General features: G+C 53.0%; 21 protein-coding genes. 12 read left to right on the top strand and 9 right to left on the bottom strand.

What is annotated here, in order from left to right; genetic code table 11:
- Nucleotides 1–894 carry a formate dehydrogenase subunit beta gene (gene fdxH, locus KGP16_RS26015; protein WP_115159582.1) on the top strand — a complete coding sequence of 298 codons (894 nt, stop codon included), beginning with the start codon at nt 1–3 and terminating at the stop codon, nt 892–894.
- Complete coding sequence (gene fdnI / locus KGP16_RS26020) at nt 881–1,522, top strand: formate dehydrogenase-N subunit gamma (protein ID WP_024482937.1); 642 nt, start codon at nt 881–883, stop codon at nt 1,520–1,522. The genes fdxH and fdnI overlap by 14 nt, the downstream gene beginning before the upstream one ends.
- Nucleotides 1,523–1,565: 43 nt before the next feature.
- On the opposite strand, the gene KGP16_RS26025 is transcribed toward fdnI, so the two are convergent.
- Nucleotides 1,566–2,453: a LysR family transcriptional regulator gene (locus KGP16_RS26025; protein ID WP_223500549.1), complete on the bottom strand. Its 888-nt coding sequence runs from the start codon at nt 2,451–2,453 to the stop codon at nt 1,566–1,568.
- A 109-nt stretch (nt 2,454–2,562) separates the two neighbouring features.
- Here KGP16_RS26025 and KGP16_RS26030 point away from each other — a divergent pair, with 109 nt between their 5' ends.
- Both KGP16_RS26030 and KGP16_RS26035 read left to right on the top strand, forming a co-directional pair.
- Complete coding sequence (locus tag KGP16_RS26030; protein WP_223500550.1) at nt 2,563–3,642, top strand: linear amide C-N hydrolase; 1,080 nt, start codon at nt 2,563–2,565, stop codon at nt 3,640–3,642.
- Nucleotides 3,643–3,832: 190 nt separating this feature from the next.
- Nucleotides 3,833–5,017: a NupC/NupG family nucleoside CNT transporter gene (locus KGP16_RS26035; protein ID WP_071683771.1), complete on the top strand. Its 1,185-nt coding sequence runs from the start codon at nt 3,833–3,835 to the stop codon at nt 5,015–5,017.
- 45 nt (nt 5,018–5,062) lie between these two features.
- Here the strand turns inward: KGP16_RS26035 and KGP16_RS26040 are convergent, their stop codons facing one another.
- Nucleotides 5,063–5,500, bottom strand: coding sequence for a DUF3574 domain-containing protein (locus KGP16_RS26040; protein ID WP_071683772.1), 438 nt, complete (start codon nt 5,498–5,500; stop codon nt 5,063–5,065).
- A 231-nt stretch (nt 5,501–5,731) separates the two neighbouring features.
- Here KGP16_RS26040 and KGP16_RS26045 point away from each other — a divergent pair, with 231 nt between their 5' ends.
- Nucleotides 5,732–6,349: a trimeric intracellular cation channel family protein gene (locus KGP16_RS26045; protein WP_024527839.1), complete on the top strand. Its 618-nt coding sequence runs from the start codon at nt 5,732–5,734 to the stop codon at nt 6,347–6,349.
- Here the strand turns inward: KGP16_RS26045 and ligB are convergent.
- On the bottom strand, nt 6,346–8,070 hold the full coding sequence (ligB, locus tag KGP16_RS26050; RefSeq protein ID WP_223500551.1) for an NAD-dependent DNA ligase LigB: 1,725 nt from the start codon (nt 8,068–8,070) through the stop codon (nt 6,346–6,348). The genes KGP16_RS26045 and ligB overlap by 4 nt on opposite strands.
- Nucleotides 8,071–8,354: 284 nt before the next feature.
- Here ligB and gmk point away from each other — a divergent pair, with 284 nt between their 5' ends.
- The 5 genes from gmk to recG are packed head-to-tail and all read left to right on the top strand — an operon-like array spanning nt 8,355 to nt 14,223.
- Nucleotides 8,355–8,978, top strand: a complete 624-nt coding sequence (gene gmk, locus KGP16_RS26055; protein WP_024482944.1) for a guanylate kinase — start codon at nt 8,355–8,357, stop codon at nt 8,976–8,978.
- A 54-nt stretch (nt 8,979–9,032) separates the two neighbouring features.
- The gene (rpoZ, locus tag KGP16_RS26060; RefSeq protein WP_024482945.1) at nt 9,033–9,308 is read left to right on the top strand and encodes a DNA-directed RNA polymerase subunit omega; all 276 of its coding nucleotides are present in this window, start codon (nt 9,033–9,035) and stop codon (nt 9,306–9,308) included.
- Nucleotides 9,309–9,326: 18 nt separating this feature from the next.
- Nucleotides 9,327–11,441 carry a bifunctional GTP diphosphokinase/guanosine-3',5'-bis pyrophosphate 3'-pyrophosphohydrolase gene (gene spoT / locus KGP16_RS26065; protein ID WP_024482946.1) on the top strand — a complete coding sequence of 705 codons (2,115 nt, stop codon included), beginning with the start codon at nt 9,327–9,329 and terminating at the stop codon, nt 11,439–11,441.
- Nucleotides 11,442–11,446: 5 nt separating this feature from the next.
- Nucleotides 11,447–12,145 carry a tRNA (guanosine(18)-2'-O)-methyltransferase TrmH gene (trmH, locus tag KGP16_RS26070; protein WP_223500552.1) on the top strand — a complete coding sequence of 233 codons (699 nt, stop codon included), beginning with the start codon at nt 11,447–11,449 and terminating at the stop codon, nt 12,143–12,145.
- The gene (gene recG / locus KGP16_RS26075) at nt 12,142–14,223 is read left to right on the top strand and encodes an ATP-dependent DNA helicase RecG (protein ID WP_209523663.1); all 2,082 of its coding nucleotides are present in this window, start codon (nt 12,142–12,144) and stop codon (nt 14,221–14,223) included. The genes trmH and recG overlap by 4 nt, the downstream gene beginning before the upstream one ends.
- A gap of 244 nt (nt 14,224–14,467) precedes the next feature.
- Here the strand turns inward: recG and KGP16_RS26080 are convergent, their stop codons facing one another.
- Both KGP16_RS26080 and gltS read right to left on the bottom strand, forming a co-directional pair.
- Nucleotides 14,468–15,067, bottom strand: coding sequence for an ester cyclase (locus tag KGP16_RS26080; RefSeq protein WP_059201926.1), 600 nt, complete (start codon nt 15,065–15,067; stop codon nt 14,468–14,470).
- Nucleotides 15,068–15,350: 283 nt separating this feature from the next.
- Complete coding sequence (gltS, locus tag KGP16_RS26085) at nt 15,351–16,562, bottom strand: sodium/glutamate symporter (RefSeq protein WP_094981549.1); 1,212 nt, start codon at nt 16,560–16,562, stop codon at nt 15,351–15,353.
- A 237-nt stretch (nt 16,563–16,799) separates the two neighbouring features.
- Between gltS and KGP16_RS26090 the strand changes: the two genes are divergently transcribed.
- Both KGP16_RS26090 and KGP16_RS26095 read left to right on the top strand, forming a co-directional pair.
- Nucleotides 16,800–18,197 (top strand): NCS2 family protein, encoded by a 1,398-nt coding sequence (locus KGP16_RS26090; RefSeq protein WP_024527836.1) that lies wholly within the window; start codon nt 16,800–16,802, stop codon nt 18,195–18,197.
- Nucleotides 18,198–18,338: 141 nt separating this feature from the next.
- Entirely contained in the window at nt 18,339–20,003 is a 1,665-nt protein-coding gene (locus tag KGP16_RS26095; RefSeq protein WP_209555071.1) for an AsmA family protein, read from the top strand.
- A gap of 64 nt (nt 20,004–20,067) precedes the next feature.
- Here the strand turns inward: KGP16_RS26095 and bamE are convergent, their stop codons facing one another.
- The 4 genes from bamE to KGP16_RS26115 form a co-directional block, all read right to left on the bottom strand.
- A complete protein-coding gene (bamE, locus tag KGP16_RS26100) occupies nt 20,068–20,418 on the bottom strand; it encodes an outer membrane protein assembly factor BamE (RefSeq protein WP_209523655.1) in 351 nt (116 codons plus the stop codon).
- Nucleotides 20,415–20,942, bottom strand: coding sequence for a hypothetical protein (locus KGP16_RS26105; protein WP_223500553.1), 528 nt, complete (start codon nt 20,940–20,942; stop codon nt 20,415–20,417). The genes bamE and KGP16_RS26105 overlap by 4 nt, the downstream gene beginning before the upstream one ends.
- A gap of 212 nt (nt 20,943–21,154) precedes the next feature.
- Nucleotides 21,155–21,460, bottom strand: a complete 306-nt coding sequence (locus KGP16_RS26110) for a hypothetical protein (RefSeq protein WP_223500554.1) — start codon at nt 21,458–21,460, stop codon at nt 21,155–21,157.
- A gap of 7 nt (nt 21,461–21,467) precedes the next feature.
- The gene (locus KGP16_RS26115; RefSeq protein ID WP_223500556.1) at nt 21,468–22,529 is read right to left on the bottom strand and encodes a hypothetical protein; all 1,062 of its coding nucleotides are present in this window, start codon (nt 22,527–22,529) and stop codon (nt 21,468–21,470) included.
- Between the last annotated feature and the right edge of the window lie 130 nt (nt 22,530–22,659).

Consider the following 22,659-nt stretch of genomic DNA (forward strand, 5'->3'; position numbering starts at 1 on the left):
ATGTCCATGCAATCCCAAGACATTATCAAACGTTCGGCCACCAACACCCTGACGCCGCCTCCGCAAGCGCGTGATTACAAGGCCGAGGTCGCCAAGCTGATTGACGTTTCCACGTGCATCGGTTGCAAGGCCTGTCAGGTGGCCTGTTCCGAATGGAACGATATTCGCGATGAAGTAGGACACTGCGTTGGGGTTTATGACAACCCCGCCGATCTGAGTGCCAAATCCTGGACGCTGATGCGTTTCTCGGAAGTGGAGCAGAACGGCAAGCTGGAATGGCTGATCCGCAAGGATGGCTGCATGCACTGCGCAGATCCGGGTTGCCTGAAGGCCTGCCCGTCTGCCGGGGCGATTATCCAATATGCCAACGGCATCGTGGATTTTCAGTCCGAGCACTGCATCGGTTGTGGTTACTGCATCAGCGGCTGCCCGTTCAACATTCCACGGCTGAACCCGCAAGACAACCGGGCGTACAAATGTACCCTGTGCGTTGACCGCGTCAGCGTGGGCCAGGAACCGGCCTGTGTGAAGACTTGCCCAACGGGCGCAATCCACTTTGGCACCAAGGCAGAAATGCTGGACGTGGCACAGGAGAGGGTCGAAAAGCTGAAGAAACGCGGCTTTGAGCATGCGGGCGTGTATAACCCGCAAGGCGTTGGCGGCACCCACGTGATGTACGTACTGCACCATGCCGATAACCCCGAGCTGTACCACAATCTGCCAAAAGACCCGCATATCGATCTGTCGATCGGGTTGTGGAAAAGCGTACTCAAACCCTTATCCGTGGCGGGTTTCATCGCCACCTTTGCCGGTTTGATTTACCACTACATCGGCATTGGCCCGAACAAGGAAGTGGATGATGAAGACGAGGAGGACCATCATGAGCAAAAGTAAAATGATCGTTCGCACCAAGTTTATCGACCGGGCCTGTCACTGGACGGTGGTCATCTGCTTCTTTCTGGTGTCGCTGTCCGGCATTGCGCTGTTCTTCCCCACGCTGCAATGGCTGACCGAGACCTTTGGTACGCCGCAGATGGGCCGCATCCTGCATCCTTTCTTTGGTGTACTGATCTTTATCGCGCTGATGTTTATGTTCTTCCGTTTTGTGAAGCATAACATTCCCGAGAAAGAGGACTTGCCGTGGGTCAAAGGCATCGTGGAAGTGCTGAAGGGTAATGAGCATAAGGTCGCTGACGTCGGCAAATATAATGCCGGCCAGAAGATGATGTTCTGGAGCATCATGAGCATGATTTTCGTGCTGTTGATCACCGGTATTATCATTTGGCGCCCTTATTTCGCCCACAACTTCCCGATCCCGGTGATCCGCTATGCGCTGTTGATCCACGCTGCATCGGCGATCGTGCTGATCCACGCCATTCTGATCCATATGTATATGGCATTCTGGGTGAAAGGCTCGATCAAAGGCATGATTGAAGGCAAGGTCAGCCGCCGCTGGGCGAAGAAGCATCACCCGCGCTGGTACCGTAAGGTCGAGGCTGAAGAGCAAAAAGACGAGCAGTAACCCGTTGAAATTCGCCCCTTCGCATGAAGGGGCGACTCTCTCCTCAAGCGACCACTGAACCATCAAAGATCTGCTGCATGCTTTCGATCAGGCTCAGCAACTCGCTATTGGCCCCAGGCTTCCACAGTGCCACCATCGGGTGCATCAACCCTTGTTTCCCCAATTCCGTATCGAGCCGCTCAACCTGCGGCAAGTGCTGCATGTTCAGATGCGTTGGCAGGAATGCCCATCCCAGCCCGGCGGTTAACAACGTTTGCAGCAAAGCCGGTTCATTGACGACCTGGATGCGATCGGCGATTTGCAGGCGCTTCGCCATCGGCTCGGGCAGATCATAAAAGGGAATAAGTTGGGTGCTGGATGCCAGCGACAGCAAGGTGACCGGGCTACCCACGGGGAAAAAACCCTCGCGAGCATAGACGGCCAGCTCAATGGCCCCTAAGGCTCGCCACTTAAATTTTTCGCCAATCGAACGGTTGATCGCCTGATAAACGCCAATATCCGCCACATCGTCTGCCAACGCCTGCTCACCCTCGCCACGCTCCATCATCAGCAAATCAAGCTGAATGCCACGCTGGCCCAAAAACATCGCCAGTTCCGTTAAAAAAGCGCGCGGAGTAAACGGGTCATAGCACAGCGTCAGTTTCTGCCGCACCTGCTGCGGAATATGCTGAGCCAGCAGGCTAAGGGCCTCTGCCTCCTGCAAAAACAGCCGAGCTTGCCGGTAAAGGCGCTGGCCCGCCTCGGTCAATTGCAATGGGCGGGTACGGCGATCGCACAGAGAATAGCCCAGATCCAATTCCAGATTTTCGATCAGTTCACTGACGGTGGTGCGATCCTTCCCCAGCCGCTTGGCGGCCTGAGTGAGATTGCCGGTCTCGCAAACGCTGGCGAAAGCTTCAATCTGCGCCAACGAAAAACCTATCTTCCCCATCTCTCCTCCACAAAATTGCGGGGGATTTCCCCCCGTTCATCCACTCTACGATATGAGTTCGCGGGCTTACCATTATTTTGTTCACCTCATTCAGGTAAGGAAAATAACCATGAAAAAGTTCACACACAGCGTATCAGCCCTACTGGTAGGTGCCGCACTTAGCGCCAGCCTGGCAACCGGGGCGCAAGCCTGCACCCGCGCCTTTATGAATATGTACCCAGGCTATATGGTCAGCGCACGCAATCTGGATTTCTTCGGGCCGGTAGATCCCTCACTGGTGATCACACCACGCGGTATTGCGCATAACGGCGGGGATGCGAAGAATGCCGCCCAATGGCAAACCCACTACGGCAGCGTCGTGGTTTACGCCGATGGCGTGTTCCCAATGGACGGCATGAATGAAAAGGGGCTAGCGGGCCATACGCTGTTTTATATGAACGGCAGCCAGGTGCAGCAGGACAATCAGGACAAGCCGGTGATCGAAAGCCGCGCCTGGTTGAGCTATATCCTGGATAATTACGCCACCGTTGATGATGCGGTTAAAGCCATCCGTAGCGACGTACGCCTGGCCGCCGCCCATATGCCTATCGATTACGCTTCAGACACCAAACACATCGCGCTCGAGGACGTTAGCGGTGATTCGGCCATCATTGAGATCGATAACGGTAAAGTGAATATCTATCACGACAAAAATTATCGGGTGATGACCAATCCCCCGTCTTACGATAAACAACTCCAGAACCTGGCCAAGTATCAGAATGCCAAGCGCAGCGAGATCCCTGGTGGCTTGGAAGCGGATGAGCGCCTGGTGCGCGCCAGCTATGATTTGAAAAACCTGCCGCAGCCGGACAATAAAAACCAGGCACAGGGCTTTATCTTATCGGTGCTTAATAACGTGGCTTATCCGATCGGTTCACCGGCTGAGCCAAGCGAACAAAAGGTCACCGACATGTATGCCAAATACAGCAAGCGCCCGGACCAGAACAAAGGCATCGGGACTTACTGGACGGCGATTTCGGATCTGAGCCATGCGGAGTATCACTTCAAGTCCGCCTTTGCGGCCTCGCAGGTTTGGGTTCCGCTGCATGACATCAACTTCAGCCAAGGGCAGCCGGTGCGTAAGATCGCCCATCTTAACGACTATGCCCAACAGGGCTGGGAGGGTAACGTGCTGGGCCAGGCGAAATAACGCTTAACCCACTATTGTTATAGGGGCAATTTCACGATGAAACGCTGCTGGCCGCCGATGGCCAGCAATAATCTGAACGCATAACTCTCGACCAAAGTATTTTGTTCTAATCGTCATGCGGGGTAATGAAAGGCACCACGGGCTGTGGCTAAATAGCGCTTTCCTAGCCTGTATGCCGTTCGGATTGTTTATGTCGCAAATTTTGCAATTTATTTTAGCCTTGGTGGTGATTGTCGTTCTCGCGTTATTGGTCAGTAATGACCGCAGGAAAATCCGCCCACGTTATATTATTCAGTTGCTGGTGATTGAAGCCGCACTGGCCTATTTCTTCCTGCATTCAGCCAGCGGACTGGGCGTTATCAAGCATGTGGCCGATTTCTTTGGCATCCTGCTGGCCTTTGCAGCACAAGGCTCTGACTTTGTTTTCGGTGGCATGAGCAACCAGGGGCTGGCCTTTATCTTCCTCGGCGTGTTGTGCCCGATTATCTTTATCTCTGCATTGATCGGTATTTTGCAGCATTTCCGCATCTTGCCGTTGGTGATCCGCGTTGTGGGCACTTTGCTTTCAAAAGTGAACGGCATGGGCAAGCTGGAGTCCTTCAACGCCGTCAGCACGTTGGTGCTGGGCCAGTCGGAAAACTTTATTGCCTATAAGGGCATCATTGCGGATATCTCCCCACGCCGGATGTACACCATGGCCGCCACCGCGATGTCGACGGTTTCGATGTCGATCGTGGGTGCCTATATGGCGATGATCGACGCACAATACGTAGTGGCCGCGTTAATCCTCAATATGTTCAGCACCTTTATCATTCTCTCGATCATCAATCCTTATCAGGTAGACGACGAGCCGGAACTCAAGCTGAATAAACTGCATGAAGAGCAGAGCTTCTTTGAAATGTTGGGGGAATATATTCTCGCGGGTTTCAAAATTGCGATGATCATTGCCGCCATGCTGATCGGCTTTATCGCCCTGATCGCCGCCGTGAACGCCATTTTTGCTGCCATTTTTGGCATCAGTTTCCAGCAGATCCTGGGTTACGTGTTCTACCCGCTAGCCTGGCTAATCGGCATTCCGGCGCCTGATGCGCTTCGGGCTGGCAGCATTATGGCCACCAAGCTGGTCGCCAATGAATTTGTGGCGATGATTGAACTGAAAAAAATCGCGGCAGAGCTGTCCCCACGTGGTTTGGGGATCCTCTCGGTGTTCCTGGTGTCCTTCGCCAACTTTGCTTCCATCGGCATTGTTGCCGGGGCCATCAAGGGATTAAACGAACGCCAGGGCAACGTGGTTTCCCGCTTCGGCCTGAAGCTGGTTTACGGTTCCACGCTGGTTAGCCTGCTTTCGGCAGCGGTTGCCGGGCTGGTGCTGTAAAAACAATAGCCCGGCTTGCTGTAGTTGCGGCAAGCCGGGTATTCATTAGAACGCGACGCACACCGGCGCATCGACACGCATCACCGAGTCTTGGGCAAACTGTTGTTTATAGTGAGTGCGCAGCGCCTCAATGTTTTGCTCACTGCCCGCATCAGGGCTATGGATCAACATCAACGCCTTGCTGTTTTCCCGTGCCAGCTTGCCATCGTTCCCCAGCCATTGCCCTTTGGCATCAAAGACCGATAACCCATCTTTAAAACGCGGGGTTACCTGCTGATCGACAAAGGTCTGCCATTCAACCGCCGTAATTACCGGCCCTGCCGGGCGATTCAAACCAAAATAGAGCGTGGTTTGAGTCATCGGCTCGCCGATGCTGCACGTTGCTTCTGGTTTTAACGGTGACGCCTGTTGCACTGGCGCTACGCAGCCGCTCAACAGCAAGGTTATGGCGACGGCGACTGCCAATATCGGGGTGTTTTTCATCTCGCTTTCATATTCCTTAAATAATCATCAACAGACACTAACGATAAATTTCTAATGTGCTGTAAAAATCACAAGTAGCACTAGAGACTAGTAGTAAGCAAAAATCACCTATTTAGCATTAGGTAAAGTAATTCGAAAGCGACACCAACAAAAAAACTCAGTGGTGCGTTGCCACCAGGCTCGTTACCCTCCGGCGTTGACACTCTAGCCCTCCGACCCTGTGAATTCCCTATGTTACTGAGCATTCTTTATATCATCGGCATCACCGCAGAAGCCATGACCGGCGCGTTAGCCGCAGGCCGCCGCCAAATGGATTTGTTTGGCGTGATTTTTATCGCCTCCGCTACCGCCATTGGCGGGGGCTCGGTGCGTGATATGCTGCTTGGGCACTTCCCGCTGAGCTGGGTTAAACACCCTGAGTATATTGTTATCATAGCCATAGCGGCAATTATCACCACCTGGATGGCTCCGCTGATGCGCCACCTGCGCCATCTGTTCCTGGTGTTGGACGCCATTGGGCTGATCGTATTTTCGATCATCGGCGCGCAGGTGGCTTTGGATATGGGCCATGCCCCACTGATCGCAGCCATTGCCGCCGTGATCACCGGCGTTTTCGGCGGGGTGCTGCGCGATATGTTCTGCAACCGTATCCCGCTGGTTTTCCAGAAGGAAATCTATGCAGGCATCGCTTTTGCCGCTGCCTGGCTGTATATCGGCCTGCAATATCTTAACTTGCCGCATAACATGGTGATAATTATTACCCTGGTCGCTGGCCTCAGCGCTCGTCTGATCGCACTGCGCTTTCGCCTTGGCTTACCGGTGTTTAACTATCAGCATCCCGATCATTAATTCGCGAACGCATCGCCAAGCGGTTCGGCACGATCGGGAACCGCATCGAAGCCGCTGATATGGTGCTGCTGCAAGGTTTGAACCAGTGCCAGAAAGGCAGGGTGTTGCACAAATTCCTGCACTTTTCTGGCTTTTTGCGCACCCAAGCCAGCAAGTTCCTGCCACTGTGCCAACGTCATCTGTTGTACCTGCGGCCAATTTTGTAACGTTGCCAGCTGTGATGACGAAATTGGCACGCCGAGGGCGATCGGCCAACGCTCGAAAGGTTGCTGCCGCGCCAGCCGAAATTGACGATAAAGCGCCTGCGCACGCTTCGCCCCCAGGCTGGGCACCGCGCTGAGCTGTTCTGGGGTTAATTCCAACCAATCCAGCAGGTTATTCACCAATCCCTGATCGATCAGCACCTGCCAGCCAGCTTTATTCAACCCGGTGATATTCAGCCCATTGGAGCTGCTCAACCAAACCAACCGCGCCAGAAACTGCTGGCGGCATCCGGGCTGCAAGGTAAAGCAGCTCAAAGCATGATAATCCTCCGGTTTTGGCGCAATGGGTGTCGCCCTGGCAACTTCACGCCAGACCACCTGTTTCAAATGCGGGATGCCATGCCCCATCAGGCTAATCGCAATATGATCGCCTGGCACGATGTCCCATTTTTGCCACAGGGCCAGCGAGCCCACGTTCACCCTCCGGATCCATTTATCGTCCATACGCACCGGCTCCAGGCGTAGCATCACGGCAATTTTGCCAGTGCGACCAATGGCAAATTCAACATCCGTGACTCTGGCCACTTGCTGGACCGGGGTATATTTCCAGGCAACCGCCCAGTCATTGGGTTTGGCCTGCCAGTAGCGCCCCCGAGGTTCTTGCCCTTGGTGGATCACCACGCCATCGGTGACAAACGGCAAAGGGCCGCTGTACCAAGCTGCCCGCCACTGCTCCACCTCAGCCAACGTGGTGACCGGTTGTGAATATTGCTGCGGCAGCGTAAAACCCATGGCGGCAAGCTGTTGCAAGCGTTCGGCCATGGTTGGCGGGCCATCGGGCCACGCCCAGACGAACAGGCCAAGCTGCTCAAGTTGCGCAGTGCGCGGATTACGCATCAGCATCCCGGCAACCTTGGAGCGGGCATTAATGCCCCCTTGGGTTTGCTGGTGATGATCGTTCACCATCAGGAACAGCTCCCCTTGCAGTACCAAATTGGCCGTAACCTCCGCTAAAACGTTGGGGATAGCGGGGATCGCCTTGACCTTTTCCAGCCAGTTTTCACCCTTCTCCCCATCTCCCCGGCTAATGGCGTTCACCAATACGCCTTGCCGGTAGACCAAAGTGACCGCCACACCATCAACCTTGGGTTGCACCCACAGATCGTGGCGGCCCTGCATCCATTGTTCTATGGCACGCGAGTTGCGCAGTTTACGCAATCCGGTGTGCGCCACCGGATGCGGTACTTTGCCCGCTGGCAATGGCCGCGTACCGTCTTCTGCTACACCGACACAACGCCGCCAATCTTGCAGTTGCTGCAGCAGGCTGTCGTAGAGTTCATCGTCGATCGGGCTGTTGCCCAGGCGATAATAAGCCTCATCCCAGCGCCCGAGTTGATCATCCAGCGCAAAAATTTCCACCTGTAAGCGCTCTGGCGACCACACTGGACAGTCTCCAGCCCATGCCGTGCTACACAGCATTCCAACCAACACAAGCGCCCGATAAATACCTCTCCACATTGAGTACCTCCTTGCTTCCCGGCAGTAAATACTCAATCGCCTTTGCTGGCTAACGTCAAAAACCGGAGGTGCGAAACGCTTCCCAAAAGGAATGCGTATTTGCTGAAAACGGCAAAAATTTCCCGATCCGCCGTGCAAATTGACTTTTTCACGCTGTTTTTAGCAGAAAGCGACGGCCAAAATGCGAGCTAACGCTGCATACCGCCCGTTAGCCGTGTATACTGTGCGGAGAATTTACACATCCGCTGTCACTGACTCATCAACCGCTAGCAACGAACATCATCATGGCTCAAGGCACGCTTTATATTGTCTCTGCCCCAAGTGGCGCAGGGAAATCAAGTCTGATTCAGGCTTTGTTAAAGACGCAACCGCTGTACGATACGCAGGTTTCGGTTTCACACACCACGCGCGATAGCCGCCCGGGTGAAAATCACGGCGAGCACTACTTTTTCGTCTCCAAAGACGAATTCCGCCGGATGATTGAGCAGGATGCGTTTCTTGAGCACGCAGAAGTGTTCGGCAACTATTACGGCACGTCCCGCGCGGCCATCGAGCAGGTACTGTCGACCGGCGTTGACGTCTTCCTGGATATCGACTGGCAGGGCGCACAGCAGATCCGTGCCAAAATGCCCCAGGCGCGCAGCATCTTTATTCTGCCGCCGTCGAAGGAAGAGCTTGGCCGCCGCCTGCGTGGCCGTGGGCAAGATGCGGATGACGTGATCGCCAAGCGCATGGCGCAGGCCGTCGCGGAGATGACGCACTTCGCGGAGTATGATTATTTAATCGTGAATGACGATTTCGATCTGGCCCTGTCCGATCTGAAGACCATTATTCGCGCCGAACGCTTGCGTTTGGGCCGTCAAATGCTGCGGCATGATGCTTTAATCAGCAAACTATTGGCAGACTGAAGACAGTTTCAGTATTATGCCCAGTCTTTTCGTCACCTGTGGAGTAGCACAAATATGGCACGCGTAACTGTTCAAGACGCTGTAGAGAAAATTGGTAACCGTTTTGACCTGGTGTTGGTCGCTGCTCGTCGGGCACGTCAAATCCAGACCGGTGGTAAGGATGCACTGGTACCTGAAGAGAATGATAAGTACACCGTTATCGCTCTGCGCGAAATCGAAGAAGGCCTGATCAACAGCCAGATCCTCGATGTTCGTGAGCGCCAGGAGCAGCAAGAGCAGGAAGCCGCAGAGATCCAGGCGGTTACCGCGATTGCTGAAGGTCGTCGTTAATTAGACTGTGAGTCTGCCTTGTACCTGTTTGAAAGCCTGAATCTGCTGATTCAACGTTACTTGCCTGAGGAGCAGATTAAGCGCCTCAAACAGGCATACCTCGTCGCACGTGATGCTCACGAGGGACAGACACGCTCCAGTGGTGAGCCCTACATTACTCACCCGGTTGCCGTGGCCTGTATTCTGGCGGAAATGCGTCTCGATCATGAGACGCTGATGGCAGCCCTGCTGCACGACGTCATCGAAGACACCCCGGCCACCTATCAGGATATGGAACAACTGTTTGGCAAAAGCGTTGCCGAACTGGTTGAGGGCGTATCCAAACTAGACAAATTAAAGTTCCAGGATAAGAAAGAAGCGCAGGCGGAGAACTTCCGCAAGATGATCATGGCGATGGTGCAGGATATCCGCGTCGTGCTGATCAAGCTGGCGGACCGCACCCACAATATGCGAACGCTTGGCTCGCTGCGCCCAGACAAACGGCGGCGTATCGCCCGTGAAACCCTGGAAATCTATAGCCCATTGGCCCACCGACTGGGTATTCATCATCTGAAAACCGAGCTGGAAGAGCTGGGTTTTGAAGCGCTTTACCCGAACCGCTACCGCGTCATCAAAGAAGTGGTGAAAGCCGCGCGCGGTAACCGTAAGGAGATGATCCAGAAAATCCTCTCCGAGATCGAAGGTCGTTTGACCGAAGCGGGTATCCCCTGCCGCGTCAGCGGGCGGGAAAAGCACCTCTACTCCATCTACTGCAAGATGCATCTGAAAGAACAGCGCTTCCATTCCATCATGGATATTTACGCGTTCCGGGTGATCGTCAAAGAAGTGGATACCTGCTACCGGGTGCTGGGCCAGGCACACAGCCTGTATAAGCCGCGCCCGGGCCGGGTAAAAGACTATATCGCCATTCCCAAGGCCAACGGCTATCAATCGCTGCATACCTCACTGATCGGCCCGCACGGCGTGCCAGTTGAGGTACAGATCCGTACCGAAGATATGGATCAGATGGCCGAAATGGGGGTCGCCGCGCACTGGGCCTATAAAGAAAAGGAACAGGGCGAAACCGGCGGCACCACCGCACAGATCCGCGCCCAGCGCTGGATGCAGAGCCTGCTGGAGCTGCAACAAAGCGCCGGTAGCTCATTTGAATTTATTGAAAGCGTAAAATCCGATCTGTTCCCCGATGAGATTTACGTTTTCACCCCGGAAGGCCGTATTGTCGAACTGCCAGCCGGCGCTACACCGGTCGACTTTGCCTACGCCGTGCATACCGATATCGGCCACGCCTGCGTTGGCGCACGTGTCGATCGCCAGCCGCATCCGTTGTCACAAGCTTTAGCCAGTGGCCAGACGGTAGAGATCATCACCGCTCCGGGTGCCCGGCCAAATGCCGCCTGGCTGAACTTTGTGGTGAGCTCCAAAGCCCGCGCCAAGATCCGCCAGATGTTGAAAAACCTCAAGCGCGATGATTCCGTCAGCCTCGGCCGCCGTTTGCTCAACCATGCACTCGGGGGCAGCCGCAAACTTTCGGAAGTGCCGCCAGAGAATATCCAGCATGAGCTGGATCGCATGAAGCTGGCCACGCTGGACGATCTGCTGGCAGAAATCGGCCTCGGTAACGCCATGAGCGTGGTAGTCGCGAAGAACCTGCAGGGCGATCAGTCCAGCCTGGGCTCCTCGAACGGCGTGCGCAACCTGGCTATCAAAGGCGCCGATGGCGTCCTGATCACCTTTGCCAAGTGTTGCCGCCCAATTCCAGGCGACCCGATTATTGCCCATGTCAGCCCGGGCAAGGGCCTGGTGGTTCACCATGAATCCTGTCGTAATATCCGCGGCTACCAGAAAGAGCCAGAGAAATTCATGGCGGTCGAGTGGGATATGGAAACCGAGCAGGAGTTCATTGCGGAAATCAAAGTGGACATGTTCAACCATCAGGGTGCGTTGGCCAACCTCACGGCGGCGATTAACGCGGCCGAATCGAATATTCAAAGCCTGAATACCGAAGAGAAAGATGGCCGGGTCTACAGCGCCTTTATCCGCCTGACCACCCGCGATCGCATCCACCTGGCAAATATTATGCGTAAGATCCGTATCATGCCGGATGTGATTAAAGTTAACCGTAACCGAAACTAGCGCCTATGAGCCCCGAACGCTATGCGCGGATTTGTGAAATGCTGGCTACCCGGCAGCCCGATCTGACGGTCTGCCTGGAACAGGTTCACAAACCGCATAACGTCTCCGCGATTATCCGTACCGCCGATGCCGTCGGCGTACATCAGGTGCATGCCGTGTGGCCTACTCCACGGATGCGTACCCTGGTCTCCTCCGCTGCGGGCAGCAATAGCTGGGTGAGTGTCAAAACCCACCCCACCATCGCCGATGCGGTCACGCATCTGAAAGGCCAAGGGATGCAGATCCTGGCAACTCACCTTTCTGCCCGCGCCGTCGATTTTCGCGAAATAGACTATACCCGCCCTACCTGCATACTGCTGGGGCAGGAAAAAACCGGCATCACCGAAGAGGCGCTAGCCCTCGCCGATCAGGACATTATCATTCCGATGATCGGTATGGTGCAGTCGCTGAACGTCTCTGTCGCTGCGGCACTGATCCTGTATGAGGCCCAACGCCAGCGGCAAAACGCCGGTATGTATCGCCGCGATCTCAGCGCGTTAGATGGGCAGGAACAGCAACGCCTGCTGTTTGAAGGCGGCTATCCGGTGTTAGCCAACGTGGCCAAGCGCAAAAAGCTGCCGCGCCCGCAGATTGACGATCAAGGCCAAGTGGTTGCCGACGCCGAATGGTGGGCAGCCATGCAGGCAACGACGGTACGCCGATGAAAGGCCGCCTGCTGGATGCCGTCCCACTCACTACTCTTTCCGGGGTTGGAGCCAGCCAAGCGGGGAAACTGGCCAAAATTGGCCTGAATACCATCCAGGATCTGCTGCTGCACCTCCCGTTACGTTACGAAGACCGTACCCGCCTCTACCCAATCAACGATCTGCTGCCGGGCATTTTTGCCACGGTGGAAGGGGAAGTGCTGCGCAGCGATATCAGTTTTGGCCGCCGCCGCATGCTCACCTGCCAGATCAGCGACGGCACCGGCATCCTGACTATGCGCTTCTTCAACTTCAACGCGGCGATGAAGAACAGCCTGGCTACTGGCCGCCACGTAACGGCCTATGGCGAAGTCAAACGCGGCACCCACGGAGCAGAAATTATCCACCCGGAATACCGTGTCCAGGGGGAAAACAGTGAGGTCGAGCTACAAGAAGCCCTGACGCCGGTGTATCCCACCACCGAAGGGATCCGCCAAGCCACGCTGCGCAAGTTGACCGATCAGGCGCTGGAATTGCTGGATACCTGTGCGATTGCCGAGCTGCTGCCACCAGAATTAAGCGGCGGTTTGATGAGCCTGCCACAGGCGCTGCATATGCTGCACCGTCCACCGCCGGATATCCAACTGGCTGATTTGGAACAGGGCAAGCACCCGGCACAGAAACGCCTAATCCTTGAAGAGCTGCTGGCGCATAACCTCAGCATGTTGGCCGTCCGTGCCGGTGCGCAAAGCTACCGGGCATTATCGCTAACGCCTGACGATCGGCTGAAAAACCGCTTCCTGGACCAGCTCCCCTTCTCTCCTACCGGTGCTCAGACTCGGGTTGTGGCAGATATTGAAGCGGACTTGCAAAAAGGTTTCCCGATGATGCGCCTGGTACAGGGCGACGTCGGCTCAGGTAAAACTCTGGTTGCTGCCCTGGCCGCACTACGCGTCATTGCTCACGGCAAACAGGTGGCGCTGATGGCCCCCACCGAATTACTCGCCGAACAACACGCCAATAACTTCCGCCAGTGGTTTGAACCCTTGGGGATTGAGGTGGGTTGGTTGGCTGGCAAGCAAAAGGGCAAAGCACGCCTCGCCCAACAGGAAGCCATTGCCAGCGGTCAGGTGTCGATGGTGGTCGGGACGCACGCCATTTTCCAGGAGCAGGTGCAGTTTAATGGCCTGGCCCTGGTGATTATCGATGAACAACACCGCTTTGGTGTGCATCAGCGGCTGGCGCTGTGGGAGAAAGGCGAAGAACAAGGATTCCATGCTCATCAGTTGATCATGACCGCCACGCCAATCCCGCGCACGCTGGCGATGACCGCCTACGCCGATCTGGACACCTCGGTGATCGATGAATTGCCGCCGGGCCGTACGCCGGTGACAACGGTGGCGATCCCCGATACGCGCCGGGCCGATATCATCCAGCGGGTAAAAAGCGCCTGTATCGAAGAAGGTCGCCAGGCCTATTGGGTCTGCACGCTGATCGAAGAGTCTGATTTACTGGAAGCCCAGGCCGCAGAGGCAACCTGGGAAGAATTGAAGATTGCACTGCCGGAACTGAAGGTGGCGCTGGTGCATGGCCGCATGAAGTCAGCGGAGAAACAGGCGGTAATGCAGGCCTTCAAACAGGGTGAACTGCAATTGCTGGTAGCCACCACGGTGATTGAAGTGGGCGTTGATGTACCAAACGCCAGCCTGATGATCATTGAAAACCCAGAGCGGCTTGGTTTGGCCCAGTTGCATCAGCTGCGTGGCCGGGTTGGCCGTGGTGCGGTAGCCTCTCACTGCGTGCTGCTGTATAAAACCCCGCTCAGCAAAACCGCCCAAAAACGCCTGCAGGTGCTGCGCGACAGTAACGACGGCTTTGTTATTGCCCAGCAAGATTTGGAGATCCGTGGGCCGGGTGAGCTATTGGGAACGCGCCAAACCGGCAGTGCAGAGTTTAAAGTGGCCGATTTGTTACGCGATCAGGCCATGATCCCCGAAGTCCAGCGCGTAGCACGCCATATTCACCAGCAGTATCCGCAGCATGCACATGCCTTAATTGAGCGCTGGTTACCAGAAACGGCTCGCTACTCAAACGCTTAAGCATCTTCCCCCTAATGAAAGAGGGGGCCTATACCGGAGCCCGCTTGGAAAAATGGAGAATTACCCTACGCCAAACTTGTCTTTATTGTTATGTCTAGCCATTATATTCAAAAAACGAACAATAATATTATTATTGGATCAATACAGAAATTGTACCCCTTGTAATCTTAACTAACATACAAAAGAGTGCCCCATCAGGAGCACCAGCTTTTGTAATATTAATAATTAAAGGTGACTCTACATATTATTTCAACAACCCTAATTGCTTCATAAAGGTGTAATCGTCATAGAACAGCCACTCTTCATCCATGGTGCCTTTGTCATTCCAACGGCCTATGGTGGCCATCTCTATCTCAAAACGTTTACCTGTGGGTTGGATAACCGTACCGTCTGACAGTATCATTGGTTTGGTGAACGTTCCTCGCCATACGCCGGTGACCGCCGTGTACTTATCCTGGCCGATACGTATATGGTGTATAGGGTTCTCGGTGTCAGGGGCAAAAGCGAAAATCTTCTTGGATTTCTCTAAGTGTTCTTTTAGATTGTGGGTCACCGAACCATCTGGATAATGAACAATGATATCCTCTGCATGACTTCTGTGCATTTCATCCCACTTTTGATGGCTGTAGACATTAAAGTCCAGATCATCAAAGTTTTGCAGATTTTTTTCGACAGTTTTCCTTTCTGCTTTAAACTCCTCCAAACTCTTATTGATGCGTTGTTCAGCATGGGAATCGGACATTGAAGAGAAATCATCAGGTTTATTTGCTGCTGCACTCACGGCAAGGCTTAATATAAACAGAGAGGCAATGCTTGCTTTTAATACATGATGTTCATTTTTCATAAAGGTACCTTCCATCTTCCTTATCATTTAACTCTATATATACGATAACTTCCTTTTGAATTTATATAGTAGAGCAGACGATACAAAAAAATTACCAAGTAAATTTGCTTGAGTCATTCAAAAATAATGAAGGGATATTCAAACGGAGAAATGGCTAAATAAGCAGTGGGGTTAACGCTATTGAAGGTATACATCGTAGGCAGAACACAGGCTCAATTTCTAAAGCTGTTCGAGGCACGCATAAAAAACAGCCCCTGAAGAGGGGCTGCCACTACTTGATGATTCAGCCGATCGCCGGGAACACCGGCAACATCAGGTACAGCTTGATCACGATGGCGTTAGCGATATCGATAAAGAACGCGCCCACCATCGGCACCACCAAAAATGCCAGATGCGAAGGGCCGAAACGATCGGTGATCGCCTGCATGTTGGCAATGGCCGTTGGCGTCGCCCCCATGCCAAAACCGCAGTGCCCCGCAGCCAGCACGGCAGCATCGTAGTTTTTCCCCATCACGCGATAGGTCACGAAGATGGCATACAACGCCATAACCAGCGTCTGCACCGCCAGGATAGCCAGCATTGGCAAGGCCAGCGAAGCCAGCTCCCACAGGCGCAGGCTCATCAACGCCATCGCCAGGAACAGCGACAGGCTCACGTTACCCAGTACGGAGACCGCACGCTCAAACACCTGGTAGAAGCCCGTTGCCGACAGGGTGTTGCTGAGGATCACGCCAACAAACAGCACGCAGACAAAAGTCGGCAGTTCGAAGGCCGTGCCATTCAATAACCCGGCAATAAAGTTACCGAGGCTCAGGCAGATGGCGATCATGGCGATGGTTTCGATCATCACCAGCGAGGTGATCAGGCGGCCACTTTCCGGCTTCTCAAAGCCGCTCGGCTGCACGCTGTCATCCGGTGTGCCTTCCGGCGTTGAGGAGTGTTTCACCAGATAGCGAGCCACTGGGCCACCAATCAGGCCACCCAACACCAGACCAAAGGTGGCACAGGCCATGGCCACTTCGGTGGCATTTTCAAACCCATAGCGCTCGATGAACACCTTGCTCCAGGCCGCCCCGGTGCCATGCCCACCAGAAAGCGTAATCGAGCCCGCAATCAACCCCATTAATGGATCCAGGCCCAGCATTTTCGCCATGCCGATACCGATGGCATTCTGTACCAACAGCAGACCCAGCACCACGAACAGGAACACGACCAGTGCCTTGCCCCCCGCCCGCAGGCGCGCCAGGTTGGCATTCAGGCCGATAGTGGCAAAGAAGGCCAGCATTAATGGGTCTTTCAGCGACATATCAAAGCCGACTTCCCAGTTCACCGTTTTCTTCAAAACCAAGAGCAGGAGCGCCACCAGTAAACCACCGGCAACAGGAGCAGGAATAGTATATTTTCTCAGCAGAGGAATGGAGCGTACGCATTTGCCCCCAAGCAGCAGGACCAGCGTAGCGGCAACTAACGTGCCGTAAGTATCGAGATGAAACATCTAGCTACTCCGTGTAGTGATTAAATCCAATAAATTAATAAGTTATAAAATTTACTCAGTTTTTTAACTTGATGAAGGGGGGATTAAAAGTAAAAACGGCTAATAACACAAGAAAAAATGAACGAAAATGCGACATTAATGGGTTCAGCATCGTAAAAAATATTAATGCGCAACCGTTTGCTTTTGTGAGACAGATCATTAAAATGCCTTCTTTGCCGCCTTTGGGAAAGCCACACCATGTCCAGCCAAACCGCCGAGCTTGATGCCGCGCAAAAAGCATCAGCCCCCGTTTCACACAATAGTGAACTGATTTACCGCCTGGAAGACCGCCCGCCACTGCCGCAAACGCTGTTTGCCGCCAGTCAGCACTTGCTGGCGATGTTTGTTGCCGTGATCACCCCGGCCCTGTTGATCTGCCAGGCGCTTGGCCTGCCAGCGCAGGATACGCAACACATCATCAGCATGTCGCTGTTCGCTTCCGGTTTGGCCTCGATACTGCAAATCAAAACCTGGGGCCCGGTGGGGTCTGGCCTGCTGTCCATTCAGGGCACCAGCTTCAACTTTGTCTCACCGCTGATTATGGGCGGGCTGGCGCTGAAAAACGGCGGCGCAGACGTGCCCACCATGATGGCCGCACTGTTCGGCACATTGATGGTGGCTTCTTGTACCGAAATCCTACTGTCACGCGTGCTGCACCTGGCACGCCGCATCATTACCCCGCTGGTCTCCGGCATTGTGGTGATGATTATCGGCCTGTCGCTGATCCAGGTCGGGCTGACCTCTATCGGTGGTGGCTATGCGGCGATGGGCGATCACACCTTCGGCGCGCCCAAGAATCTGCTGCTGGCAGGCGCGGTGCTGGTGGTGATTATTCTACTTAACCGCCAACGTAACCCTTACCTGCGCGTCGCTTCGTTGGTGATCGCCATGGCCATAGGTTATCTGCTAGCTTGGGCGATGGGTATGCTGCCGGAAACCGAACCGGCTACCCAAACGACCTTGATCACCGTTCCTACCCCGCTGTATTACGGCCTGGGTTTTGACTGGAACCTGTTATTGCCGCTGATGCTGATCTTTATGGTCACTTCGCTAGAAACCATCGGCGATATCACCGCCACCTCCGACGTTTCTGAACAGCCGGTCAGTGGCCCGCTATATATGAAGCGCCTGAAAGGCGGGGTGCTGGCCAACGGCCTGAACTCAATGCTGTCTGCGGTATTCAACACCTTCCCGAACTCCTGCTTTGGCCAGAACAACGGGGTGATCCAGCTGACCGGCGTTGCCAGCCGCTACGTCGGTTTTGTGGTAGCACTGATGCTGATCCTGCTGGGGCTGTTCCCGGCCGTTGCCGGTTTTGTGCAGCATATTCCTGAACCGGTGCTGGGCGGCGCGACCATCGTGATGTTCGGTACTATTGCAGCCTCCGGCGTGCGTATCGTTTCCCGCGAGAAGCTAAACCGCCGCGCCATCATGATTATGGCGCTGTCGCTGGCCGTCGGTATGGGGGTTTCCCAACAGCCGCTGATCTTGCAGTTTGCACCGGACTGGCTGAAAACCCTGCTTTCTTCCGGTATCGCTGCCGGTGGGATCACCGCCATTGTGCTGAACCTGCTGTTCCCACCAGAAGAAAAATAAGCGCTCCCCGCAGCAAACCAACGGCCATTGGCAAACCGCTACTGGCCGTTTTTTTATTGTCTTTCAGGCCATTGCCCTTGAGCTGGAAGGCTATTTGCGGCATAAACAGGGTATCTTTTCTGTCCGCTACGGATCCACACGATGAAATTTATCGGAAAACTATTGATCACGTTGCTGCTGCTGATAGTGCTGGCCATTGTGCTGCTCTACGTCGTGGGGCAAACCCGCTGGGCCGCAGGCTGGTTGAGTCACTGGATCAGCGATCGTGGTGATTACCAGCTGTCGGTAGAAAAAATAACGCATTCGTGGAGCAAACCAGGACAGCTCAGCCTGGAGGGCGTAACCCTCGCCCGTGCCAACCAACCGCAACTCTTGGCGGCCAAGCAGGTGGATATGGCTTTCAGCCTGCGGCAAATTACCGAGCCACGCTATTTCGATAGCATCACGCTGCGCGACGGTACCCTAAACGTTCAGCCTTTGCAGGGCGCACCGCTGCCAATACAGGCCGATGTGCTGCAACTGAGCAATATGGCACTGCAATCTAACGATGAGAGCTGGCAGCTTAACGCGCAGAAGGTCAATGCCGGGATCAACCCGTGGCAGCCAACGGCAGGCCATTTGCTCGGAGATAACAATCAGTTCCAGTTCAGCGCCGGTTCGATGGTGGTCAACGGTATTCCGGCCTCACAGGTGTTGATCCAGGGCGAAATCAAACAAAACCAGCTGATATTGAGCGACTTTGGTGCCGATCTGGCACAGGGCGATCTCACCGGGGTAGCCAGCCGAGCTGCCGATGGCAGTTGGTTGGTTGAACGGTTGCGGCTAAGCAACGTCCGCCTACAAGTACCAATGACGCTAGAACAGTTCTGGGACCGCTTCACGGCGTTGCCACCCATTACGTTGAAACGCTTCGATCTGATTAACGCCCGCCTGGAAGGTAACGCCTGGGCGGCGAACGACCTCGATTTGTCGATGCAAAATATCACCTTCCAACAGGGGGATTGGAGTAGTCAGGATGGCGCGATCAATTTCACCGCCGACGACCTAATCAATGGTAACTTCCATCTCATCGATCCGATTATGGATATGCAACTCTCGCCAGCGGGCATTGCCATTGGCCAGTTCAGCACCCGCTGGGAAGGTGGATTGCTGCGTACCACCGGCAACTGGCTGCGCGCCAACAAGCGCCTGCAACTCGACGAGGTGGCCGTCTCTGCGTTGGAGTACACCTTGCCCAGCAACTGGCGTGAACTCTGGTTACAGCCGCTACCAAGCTGGCTGGCGGAGGTGTACGTCGCCAAGATGAGCACCAACCGTAACCTGATCATCGATATCAACCCGGATTTCCCCTTCCAGCTCACCTCGCTGGATGGTAACGGCAGCAATCTGCTGTTGGCCAGTGACCATCAGTGGGGGATTTGGTCCGGCTCGCTGAAACTCAACGCCGGTGGTGCCACCTTTAACAAGATCGACGTACGCCGCCCATCGCTGGCGTTGGATGCGGATGCACAGCAGATCAACGTTACCGAGCTGAGCGCCTTTATGCCCGATGGCCTGTTGGATGCCAAGGCCAACGTCAGCCAACTGCCAGGTAAACCATTCACCCTGTCCCTTAACGGACGCTCGGTGCCAGTGAATACCTTGCAGCAATGGGGTTGGCAGCATGTGCCGCTGGAGGGTGATGGTAATCTGCAGTTGCAGCTGAAGGGATTACTCAACAGCGATGGGCCGTTTAAAGCGTCTTTGAAGGGCCAGTTGCAGGCTACCAGTAAGGATGGGCAGACTCTGGAGCAGCAGGTGCCGTGACCTAAACAGGGTTCGGCAGTGCCGAACCCTGTTTTCTTCTCTGAATAATGCAGTGAGACGCTATTTACTGTTTTAGTTCCTGATATTTCATATCCTTGAGGATCTTTGCATCATTAAATGTTAGCTCCAAAACTTGGTTTCTATCATTGATAACAGGAATTAAAAAAATTACTCTTCTATCAGTCTTTTTAGAATTATAAAACCATACATTAAGCCCGTTATAATCTTCTGGAGAATTTGGTCTACCAAGGAGTTTAATGACATCTTTTTTTGTTGTTGAGCCAACAATCAAAGATTCTTTGATTGTTTTTTCTGTATATTGGTCAAGCGCTGTAACCTTTGTTCTATCAACATTAGAAGCACAACCCACTAATAAAAAAAACATAAAAATAACTGGACACTTACTCATTTTCATTTTATTTTCTCTTCAATATAAGTTTCATTGATGCTGTCGTACTTGATTTCATTCCCATATAAAACACAATATCCAGATTTGTCTGAGTAGTTATATTTAAACTCATACAACCCTTTTTCATTAGGAGTGAAATCCAAACTGACGCTACATCCCCCTCCATCTGGATTACTAATTCTATGAGAAATTGTTGTTTTGATTCCTGGAGTTACCGTAACCTCAGTATAAGTATCACTGTAGTCACCTTGTGGTAACTTAGGCATACCTATTGACTTCGTACTATCAGGAATAATATTTAGGAAACGCCTATGCTTTTGTACATATCCACCACTAGACTCACCATTTGATTTTTTCTGACTAATCGAATAGGTCAGTGGGTTTCCTAGAAGTCGAACTTTTGCAACCGTACCATCATTTGGGGGTGGAACGTACATAGGCGGGTCAGGAAACAGACTACAACTGGCTAATGACATGGTAGCCATCAATGAAAAAAATATAACACTTACTCTGGTTTTCTTATAAAGCATATCAACTCCTTGATAATATATAATTAACAAACCACACTACCCCGACCAGTTAGCAGAGCTCCTTCACAGGAAGCGACCCAACTGAAGTTGTAGCTCAGAAACTAAAAATTTTACGTAACACATTATATTTATTGACATATTCCCTCAATTTACCGGTCATGTCCCGTACGCAATAAAGATCCCGGCCAACTGCCCGGGATTTATCACGAGATCTAGATTAGGTCTTCACCATTTAAAAGCACGATTACATTGTCTGAACCTAACTCTTTTCTGATCATCTCTGCCATTTCGTCTGTCGATATTTTAAGAGATTTGTTATTCACACTGATAACAAAGTAAGAGCAGGACACCAATCCAAAATCACTTGCAACCTCTCGCTGAATTGGATGAGGTATAACTCCATTTGATAAATAATATTGAGCAGGGAATACACAGGGGTATTTTTCTGCAAATGCATTCAATTTCCCCTGCAATTCAGCAAGGTTATATGTTGTATAGCATGAAATATGTATAGACATAATCCCCTCACTTAATCCTTATAGTATTGCCTGATTTATCAACAACAATAACCTTCTCAAGTCCCATTATTGGCCACTTAGTGAGTTGTTGCTGCAATGCAGGAATTGACACTTTTGTATCACTCATATTAATAACAACATTTGTTGTTTGCCCCGAGTCAATTTTTTCTTTAACACCAGACCATATATTCCTAACACTGCTAGAACTAGGAGCATAGTTATCAAAAATCTCGCCATTAATCCGGTAATCCGGATTTTTCCTTCCAGCTATAGAAGGGTTCTGCTCCACATAAAATCCTGATTGTGAAAGAATTTGAGCACTCTCATTTTCCCGGTTCAGCGAGCGGATATTCTCCTTCGTCATCCCTGATTCCATCTTGGTGACAGGCCCCGTTAACGCCCCCTCAGACTTCGTAATCACATTACCGATAGAACCGGTTTGCCATATACTAGAGTTACCCGGTGACGCTATTGCGCTATCTGTCTTACCTATAACATTATTTCCAGCAACACCACCAAAGATTGCCGCTGTCCCTAAGCCGATATTCAGTGCACCTTCGCCGTAGTTGCCATCAACTACCTGGCCGATCCCTGTACCAGTTTGATAACCCCCACTGGCTGCCAGCGTTGAACGAGCAATAATCCCCGGAGCACCCGGTAAAGCGAGCAAAGCATCGGTTCCTAATGCAGCCTGGCCGGATTGCACGCTGTACCCTTTCAGATAACTCAGCGCCTCGTTATACGCTTTGGTATCTCCTGTGGAGGCAACAAACGCTTTGCCTGCGACCAGTGACTGAATAGCGTCAGCCGCTTGCCGTGGGGTATACCCGTACATAGACTGAAGTTCATAACCATACTGGTTAAGCAATCCAGCTAGCTCTTGCTTCTGGCCTTCTGTCAGTGGTTGGCCTGATTGGTACTGTTGCAGCAACACATTGCTAGCTCGGTCTTCATTCGTCAGCCTGACGATATTCTGTGAAGCCTCTAGCAGGTTTTTACCAGCTTTCTGATCCTCAATAGACTTATTCAGCGTTTCAGCTTGTTGTGGGCTAAGGAAGTTATTCTCCACAACAACTTCATCCAGAGCGGAGCCCGTCATAGAACGGAATTTTTTCCTATAAAACTCAGCATCTTACAACAAATTTTTCCCTGTACATTCTGGCCCAGGCAACTTTTTCCCAGACGCGCTTTTTCAGCCC

Origin of the sequence: Serratia sp. JSRIV006, from assembly GCF_019968685.1 — a bacterium.
Taxonomy (GTDB): domain Bacteria; phylum Pseudomonadota; class Gammaproteobacteria; order Enterobacterales; family Enterobacteriaceae; genus Chania; species Chania fonticola_B.

Coding starts and splice junctions, on each gene's coding strand:
- fdxH (WP_115159582.1), top strand. CDS start 1: ATGTCCATGCAATCCCAAGACATTATCAAACGTTCGGCCACCAACACC.
- fdnI (WP_024482937.1), top strand. CDS start 881: ATGAGCAAAAGTAAAATGATCGTTCGCACCAAGTTTATCGACCGGGCC.
- KGP16_RS26025 (WP_223500549.1), bottom strand. CDS start 2,453: ATGGGGAAGATAGGTTTTTCGTTGGCGCAGATTGAAGCTTTCGCCAGC.
- KGP16_RS26030 (WP_223500550.1), top strand. CDS start 2,563: ATGAAAAAGTTCACACACAGCGTATCAGCCCTACTGGTAGGTGCCGCA.
- KGP16_RS26035 (WP_071683771.1), top strand. CDS start 3,833: ATGTCGCAAATTTTGCAATTTATTTTAGCCTTGGTGGTGATTGTCGTT.
- KGP16_RS26040 (WP_071683772.1), bottom strand. CDS start 5,500: ATGAAAAACACCCCGATATTGGCAGTCGCCGTCGCCATAACCTTGCTG.
- KGP16_RS26045 (WP_024527839.1), top strand. CDS start 5,732: ATGTTACTGAGCATTCTTTATATCATCGGCATCACCGCAGAAGCCATG.
- ligB (WP_223500551.1), bottom strand. CDS start 8,070: ATGTGGAGAGGTATTTATCGGGCGCTTGTGTTGGTTGGAATGCTGTGT.
- gmk (WP_024482944.1), top strand. CDS start 8,355: ATGGCTCAAGGCACGCTTTATATTGTCTCTGCCCCAAGTGGCGCAGGG.
- rpoZ (WP_024482945.1), top strand. CDS start 9,033: ATGGCACGCGTAACTGTTCAAGACGCTGTAGAGAAAATTGGTAACCGT.
- trmH (WP_223500552.1), top strand. CDS start 11,447: ATGAGCCCCGAACGCTATGCGCGGATTTGTGAAATGCTGGCTACCCGG.
- recG (WP_209523663.1), top strand. CDS start 12,142: ATGAAAGGCCGCCTGCTGGATGCCGTCCCACTCACTACTCTTTCCGGG.
- KGP16_RS26080 (WP_059201926.1), bottom strand. CDS start 15,067: ATGAAAAATGAACATCATGTATTAAAAGCAAGCATTGCCTCTCTGTTT.
- gltS (WP_094981549.1), bottom strand. CDS start 16,562: ATGTTTCATCTCGATACTTACGGCACGTTAGTTGCCGCTACGCTGGTC.
- KGP16_RS26090 (WP_024527836.1), top strand. CDS start 16,800: ATGTCCAGCCAAACCGCCGAGCTTGATGCCGCGCAAAAAGCATCAGCC.
- KGP16_RS26095 (WP_209555071.1), top strand. CDS start 18,339: ATGAAATTTATCGGAAAACTATTGATCACGTTGCTGCTGCTGATAGTG.
- bamE (WP_209523655.1), bottom strand. CDS start 20,418: ATGAAAATGAGTAAGTGTCCAGTTATTTTTATGTTTTTTTTATTAGTG.
- KGP16_RS26105 (WP_223500553.1), bottom strand. CDS start 20,942: ATGCTTTATAAGAAAACCAGAGTAAGTGTTATATTTTTTTCATTGATG.
- KGP16_RS26110 (WP_223500554.1), bottom strand. CDS start 21,460: ATGTCTATACATATTTCATGCTATACAACATATAACCTTGCTGAATTG.